The following is a 6403-nucleotide window of genomic DNA, read 5'->3' as shown; positions in this document are numbered from 1 at the left end:
GTCGATCCGCTCGACTGGCTTTCCCAGACCTTGACCCGCATCGCGAAAGGCTGGCCAGTATCCGAGCTCGAGGCACTTATGCCATGGAACTTCAAGCCTGACGCCATCGGCTAACCGCTTACGTCGAAGCAGTCGATGATGGGCGAAAGATATACCTTGCCGGCCGAGATCTGGAATTCGCACAGCCCAGAGGCAGATCGAGGCATTGCTCGTATTCGCGGTGCCACACCTTCAACGCGTTCTTCGTTGGGTAACCCAGCTGGCGAATTGTCGCTCGCACACGTTTGCCCCAGCTTGATGTAGAGCTCGGCCGCTCGGATCCTGTCTTCGTGGGAATACATGAACTACCTCCTCGGCAGTCCAAGTTTTCGTCCGCATCCCCGAAGGGTCAGCTCTCAATGCAAATCAACAGCCGCACACCAGACCATGATCATCACGGATACATTCCCTTCGCCATGTCTGAACTCGTGATGCAACCGACCCCTGCAATCTCGGCAGTCAATCCTGGAACGATTGTTGCCGCAGCAACGCTCGGCAGCGGGTGGGACCCATCCGGAATAGCCGCGGCGAGTTCTGCAGGCGACAGCCGCAACCAGGCGGGACGATTGTCGAAGAAGTCAAAGCCTTTCGCCTCTGCAAGCTGGCGATGCGCGTCTATATAGCTCTGAAGAAATGGTCGAGCAAAACCCCGGATGCCCGAAATCGGGTTCATCCCCATCACAATCACTCTTGCCGCCGGCAGGCTCCGTTTCAGCTTGCTCAATATTTCGTCCATATTCGCCCGGCTTTGGTTCACCGTCATGAAACGATTGAGGGCAGCGTCGTTCGCGTAGAACTCAACGAGGACAACATCCGGCTTCTTTTCGATGACGCTGTCCGCCATCGTTATTGCCCAGCCGGATGTCGCGCCGCTTCGAGCGACGGTCTCCACGGTGACCGGACGTTGCAGGCAATCGCGCAGCGCCGCCTCGAGAGGCCGTTGCCAACCACCCCGCGCTGTCAGCGAAGTCCCGAACGCCACGATCCTCAATTTCCTCGTTTCCATCCCTTCCGCTTCGCTTGACGTTGTCTGCATCAGGCTCAGGAGCAAAAGCATCGCGCAATAGGCAAGGGCACATTTTGCCCGTGAGCCAACAGACATACTCAGCGAGACAGAGCCTTCTGATAGGCTGCGATCAGGTTCGGAATTTGATATGGCCATGCGAGTTTCGTAGCCACGCGTTCGCGTCCGATTGCCCCCATCCGTGCCCGCTCTTCCGGATTTTCCAGCAGACTGATGATCTTTTCGGCAAAATCGACCGGATCGTTCGCCTTGGCATAGAGAGAGGCGCCTTCAGCACTCCGCCGGCCTTCGGTGACATCGAACTGAACGATTGGCTTTTCGAGCGCCATATATTCGATGATCTTGTTCATCGTGGATTTGTCGTTCATCGGATTGACGCGATCGGGATTGACGCAAACATCCGATGTCGAAAGGACTTCGAGAAGATCGTGGTCGGATACGCGGCCTGTGAACGTGATGTAATCCGTCAGCTTCATTCTCTCGACGTCGGCTTTCAGCCCCTTTACGCTGGGACCATCGCCGACGAGCACGAACTGGATATCCTGCCGCTTCAACTCGTTGACGATGTAATCGACGGAGGCAATCAGGAGATCAACCCCCTCCTGCGCGCCCATAACGCCGACATAGCCGACGAGATAGCGATGCCCGTTGCGCAATACCGGATTCGGCTCGGTCGCGACGAACCGCGACAGGTCAGGCCCGCTGCGCACCACGAAGATTTCGTCTCGCTTTTTCCCGCCGCGGGTCTGGGCGATTTCCCGGTAGCTTTCGTTGGTCGAGATCACGACCTTTGCCGCTTTGAACGTCACCCATTCGAATGCACACATCAACCGCCAGAAGAAGCCGCGGCTCCCGTATTTCGCTTCGTAAAGCTCGGGATTGATATCGTGATGGTCGAATAGATAGATCTTCCCGAAAATCTTGAACTGGAGCGCGACAAGAAAGATCAGGTCCGGAGGATTGCAGCCGTGAATGATCTCGAAGCCGTGCCGGAAGAATATCTTCCATGCAAGCAGCGTCTCCCAGAAGAGCGCTGCTCCGTATTCAAGCAGATATCCCAATGCACCATGCGCATCGAGCGGCAGCGGATGCCGATAGATATGAATACCTTCGATACATTCATATCGCTTCAGGAAGCCCTTGCCGGTCGGACATATGACGCAAACCTGCGCCCCCGATGCCTTCAATGTCCGGGCCTCCTGCCAGACGCGGCGATCAAACGGGACAGGCAGATTTTCGACGATGATCAGAACCTTACGTCCCTCCAGCGGCAAGGGTTCTGCATCGACCATCTCTAAAAGAGCCATGACATCTCTCACTTAGGAGCAAATGGATTTGATGAGGAAGCGGACGCCCGGCTATCGGGCGCCCGACTTAAGGCAGCGTATGTGTATGAACGACTTTCGCCGCATTGACGGTGAGGCCAGAGAGTGTGCCGTTCGTGTCGATGACGAGATCGTATTCATTGCCTTCCGCGGCATCACGATCCACCATGAGATCGGATATCGAAGGCAGGTGCGAGAACGCGTAGCCCATGTTCTGACCCAGCAACTGCGTCGGCTTGACCGCCGGATCGAAAATGCTGAGCTGATATCCTGAAGTGATCAATCTGTGAGCCAGATTGAGCTGCGGGCTCTCGCGCAGATCGTCGCTTTCCGCCTTGAAGGCAAGGCCAAGCATCAATATGCGTGCCTTTGCCGGCAGATCACGCGTCACGTAATCAAAAAGGAAGCGCTTGTGCGCTTCGTTAGAGCGCAGCAATGAATCGACGAGATGGTTGAAGGCGCCGACTTCCTCGGAGATATGGACGAGCGCGCGAACATCCTTCGGAAGGCATGACCCGCCGAACGCGCCGCCGGGGCGCATATAATAAGGTGAGATATTCAGCTTGCGGTCCGATACGAATATCTCATGGACCTTCTTGGCGCTGATATCCAACTGGACGCAAACGCGGCCGATCTCGTTTGCAAAGGCAACCTTCACCGCATGCCAGGTATTATCGACGAACTTGGTGAATTCCGCTTCGCGATAGCCTGTTACGAACATCGGCGCCGAGATGTTTGCATAAAGTTCGGTCATGCGTTCGGATGGCAAGCCGTCATGGGTTCCGACAACAATTTTCGGCGGATTGAAGTAGTCTTGAATCGCGACGGATTCGCGCAGGAATTCCGGATTGTAGACCAGCTCCACCACCTTGCGGAAATCCGCACCGAGGTGGGTCTTGAAGATCGGGGCAATCAGGTCATCGATCGTGCCGGGGCGCACCGTGCTTCTGTAGATCACAGTGAGCGGACGGATGCGATCGCGGTTTACCGCCATTGCGATCTGTCGCGAAACTTCCGCTATATAGGTCATATTGTGCGAGCCGTCGGATGCGCTGGGTGTGCCAACACAAACCAGCGCCACATCGCATTCAGCGAGAAGGTTCCCGACCTGGGTCGTCACGGTCAAACGTTTTTCCGCCAAACCCTGGGCAAGAAGATCGTCCAATCCTGGTTCGTAAATCGGGGAGTGACCAGACAGAATCATCTTGATCTTATCTTCATGCGGTTCGATGCCGACGATGGAGTGCCCTTCTTTTACCAAGCATCCCGCCCCTGTCAGACCGACATAACCAAGTCCAAAGATGGCTATCTTCATTCCACTACCTCTAAAAACGTGAACGCGAACGATAAAATATCAGAAAATGCTGCACCGCAACCGGAATTAGACGTTAAGCTTAAGACGTACATAGAACTGCTGTTTGTCAGTTTTCTGAAAACTCGTGGTTCTCTATCGAAAATCGATGAATTAGACCGCTATCAAAGATGACAAACTTGGATTCATACCAAAAATGAACCCGAACTCAGAAAAAGCTCGCGAAGATCGATCTGAAAATATTCTTGTTGGAAAGTCACGAGAGTTCGCTCTTCCAACGGCCTGAGGCCTGATATAGACAAGGGCCTGTCGTGGCTCGGTCTTGGTTAACTCGATGTAAAGAGGATGCGACCGCCTTGAGGAAAAGGGATGCGCATTGTGGATAGGCAAAGGCAGCACAAGCGGCTGGCGATTGCAGTCTTCAGTCAGGATCGTATTGCAACGATTTTTCTGAGTATCTTTCTTGTTATCGTCGTCACGTCACTCTTGTTTTTCGGATCGGTCGGCCAGGCTCCATTTGCAATTGTTGCCTCGTCGATGTTTGCACTGGCCGTAATGGTTGTGTCTTATTTCGGCGAACCGGAGCGTGCGCGTACTCCTTTTCATATTGCGCTAGCGATATTGCTGGTTCTGACCCTATGGGCGTTCCTTCAGACTTTGAATCTACCGTTCGATACGTCGTCCAGTTCTCTCTGGCACTCCGCTCAATTGCTGCTTGGCACAAAGCAAAGCAGCATATCGGTTGCTCCTGCCGACACGGTGGAAGCTATCTTGCGGATTGCGATGCCGTTGGTGACTTTCATCGTCGCCCTGATACTCAGCTCCACGGACGATCGCTCGAAGGCGCTCATTTCGTGCTTGGGACTTGTCGGCGGGGCCATCGGCCTGTTCGGACTTTTTCAGTTCCTTATTTCGCCGGCGACGTTGATTGTCGTCGAGAAGCATTTCTACACCGATAGTCTCACCACTGTATTCGTGAACAGAAATACCGCGGCGACATTCCTCGGCGTCACCATCCTCACCCTTTCTGTTCTTGCCTGGGAAAAGGCCCGGAAGGTCGACGTCCGGCGGGCCGTGGTACAGATGCAGGATTGGCGCTCGCCTCGTGGCGGAGGAACGATCCGTGCGACTGTATATTTGATTTTACTCGGAGCATCGCTTGCAGCACTTTTGCTGACAAAATCCCGCGCCGGCATTGCAAGCACATTTATAGCGCTGCTGTTTCTTGCTCCCTATATGGCTATGAACTGGAGCAGCGAGCGCGAGACCGGTTTCGGCAACACTGCACTCGGCCGCCGTAGCATCGTCCGCTGGGCGATTGCCAGCATCGTCATCCTGGCAGTCTTTCTTGTTCTGAGCGGCCAGGTCCTAATGCGCGCACAGGTGCGCGGCTCAGACGATGCACGCTTCTGCATTTTGCCCGGCATTTTTCGCGCCTTATCCGAGCACTATCTGGTCGGCACCGGTTTCGGGACATTCCAATGGATATTTCCCGCCTACCGGGACCCGGACTGCGGCATTTGGGGTGTCTGGGATCGTGCGCACGATTCCTATCTCGAGGGAGCTTTAAATCTCGGCGTGATTTTTCCAGTCGCTCTTCTTCTTGGCTTTGGAGCTCTGGTGTTTTTCCTGCGGGAAGGTCTGAAGAGCCGCAAGAAGCTGCGGCATTATCCGGCGCTGGGATTTGCCGCGCTCATTTTGGTGAGCCTGCATTCCGCCATTGATTTTTCACTGCAGATTCCCGGCTTTGCGGTTTTCTTCGCTGCATTGATGGCGCCTGTCATTTCCATCGCCGTTGGAAGAAGACCGGATTCGTAGCGGCCAACCGGCTAATCGGGCTCGTAGTTCCGCCTTAGGGCAGAGCCGCGGCATCAAGCCCGGCCTTTTTAAATACGGCCAGCTTGTCCGCGGACACCGATTGAGCGACCTCGCGAAAATACGGGGCGAGATTGCTCCCAACGTTTTTGATCGCGGGCACGATCTCAAATGCGTTGCCGTTCTCAAGGACGGTCTTGATATCACTTTCAACGGAGCTATTCGCAGCTCCCAGCGTGGCAGCACTCGCCTGGTTCCAGAAAGCGAAGCGCGCGAGGATGATGTCCTGGTCTGCTGGCGCCATGCGGACGGATTCTTGCATGAAGGACGCCAGCTCAGCCGGTCGCTCCGCCACCGCCCGCCGGATCAATGCGAGACGGAGCCAATAGTTGCCGTTGGTCGGCATGCACGAAATGGCGTGCACGAAATAACGATCGCCGAGGGACATGGCGTCTGCCCATGCGTCATAGTCGAGACTTTGATTTTGGCGATCGAGATCCGCAAGAATGACCGTCGCGCCGGCGAGAACAATATCCGAGCGGCAATATTCACCCGAAGTCACGCTGTCGGCAAGCTTGGCATATCTATTGAGGACATCGGCTGAAACGGACTCACCCGCTTGCAGTTTCTGCGCCAGGGGAAACAGACTTCCAAAATGCGCTGTCTGCTTCAACTGCAGCGCGCCCATCGCCAGAAAAATGACGCAGGCAATTCCGAAGGCGACCAAAGAGACACTATAGCGACGACGGCTATGCCGCTTGGTCCTACGCCTCGTGGTAGTACGACGTGTATCGCGAGTAGTAATATTCACTTGAGCCATAGGTCCGGTACAGCTTCATCTTTTCGGTATCGACCTTGTTGAGGATGATACCGGCACATTTGTCGACG

6 protein-coding genes and 1 pseudogene are annotated in these 6403 nt (G+C 55.0%); 2 read left to right on the top strand and 5 right to left on the bottom strand.

Going from position 1 to position 6403, the window contains the following annotated elements:
* On the top strand, window positions 1-114 hold a 114-nt coding region (locus DTW90_RS36705), incomplete at its 5' end, for a transposase domain-containing protein (protein WP_149344594.1).
* Window positions 115-193: 79 nt separating this feature from the next.
* On the opposite strand, the pseudogene DTW90_RS36700 reads toward DTW90_RS36705, so the two are convergent.
* The 4 genes and pseudogenes from DTW90_RS36700 to DTW90_RS36685 form a co-directional block, all read right to left on the bottom strand.
* A pseudogene (locus DTW90_RS36700) lies at window positions 194-341 on the bottom strand (transposase); the annotation flags it as partial.
* 92 nt (window positions 342-433) lie between these two features.
* Complete coding sequence (locus DTW90_RS36695; protein WP_246665194.1) at window positions 434-1021, bottom strand: SGNH/GDSL hydrolase family protein; 588 nt, start codon at window positions 1019-1021, stop codon at window positions 434-436.
* Between the two features lie 122 nt (window positions 1022-1143).
* A complete protein-coding gene (locus tag DTW90_RS36690) occupies window positions 1144-2370 on the bottom strand; it encodes a glycosyltransferase family 4 protein (RefSeq protein ID WP_188080194.1) in 1227 nt (408 codons plus the stop codon).
* Between the two features lie 67 nt (window positions 2371-2437).
* On the bottom strand, window positions 2438-3703 hold the full coding sequence (locus DTW90_RS36685; protein ID WP_149345023.1) for a nucleotide sugar dehydrogenase: 1266 nt from the start codon (window positions 3701-3703) through the stop codon (window positions 2438-2440).
* A gap of 366 nt (window positions 3704-4069) precedes the next feature.
* Between DTW90_RS36685 and DTW90_RS36680 the strand changes: the two genes are divergently transcribed.
* On the top strand, window positions 4070-5518 hold the full coding sequence (locus DTW90_RS36680; RefSeq protein WP_149345021.1) for an O-antigen ligase family protein: 1449 nt from the start codon (window positions 4070-4072) through the stop codon (window positions 5516-5518).
* Window positions 5519-5552: 34 nt separating this feature from the next.
* Here DTW90_RS36680 and DTW90_RS36675 read toward each other — a convergent pair whose 3' ends face one another.
* Complete coding sequence (locus tag DTW90_RS36675) at window positions 5553-6242, bottom strand: hypothetical protein (protein ID WP_149345020.1); 690 nt, start codon at window positions 6240-6242, stop codon at window positions 5553-5555.
* Window positions 6243-6403 lie beyond the last annotated feature (161 nt).

The sequence above is a fragment of the Neorhizobium sp. P12A genome (assembly GCF_008365395.1).
In the GTDB taxonomy this organism is placed as follows: Bacteria; Pseudomonadota; Alphaproteobacteria; order Rhizobiales; family Rhizobiaceae; genus Rhizobium.
Note: the sequence above shows the minus strand (reverse complement) of the source record. Positions and strands in the feature narration are given on the sequence as shown.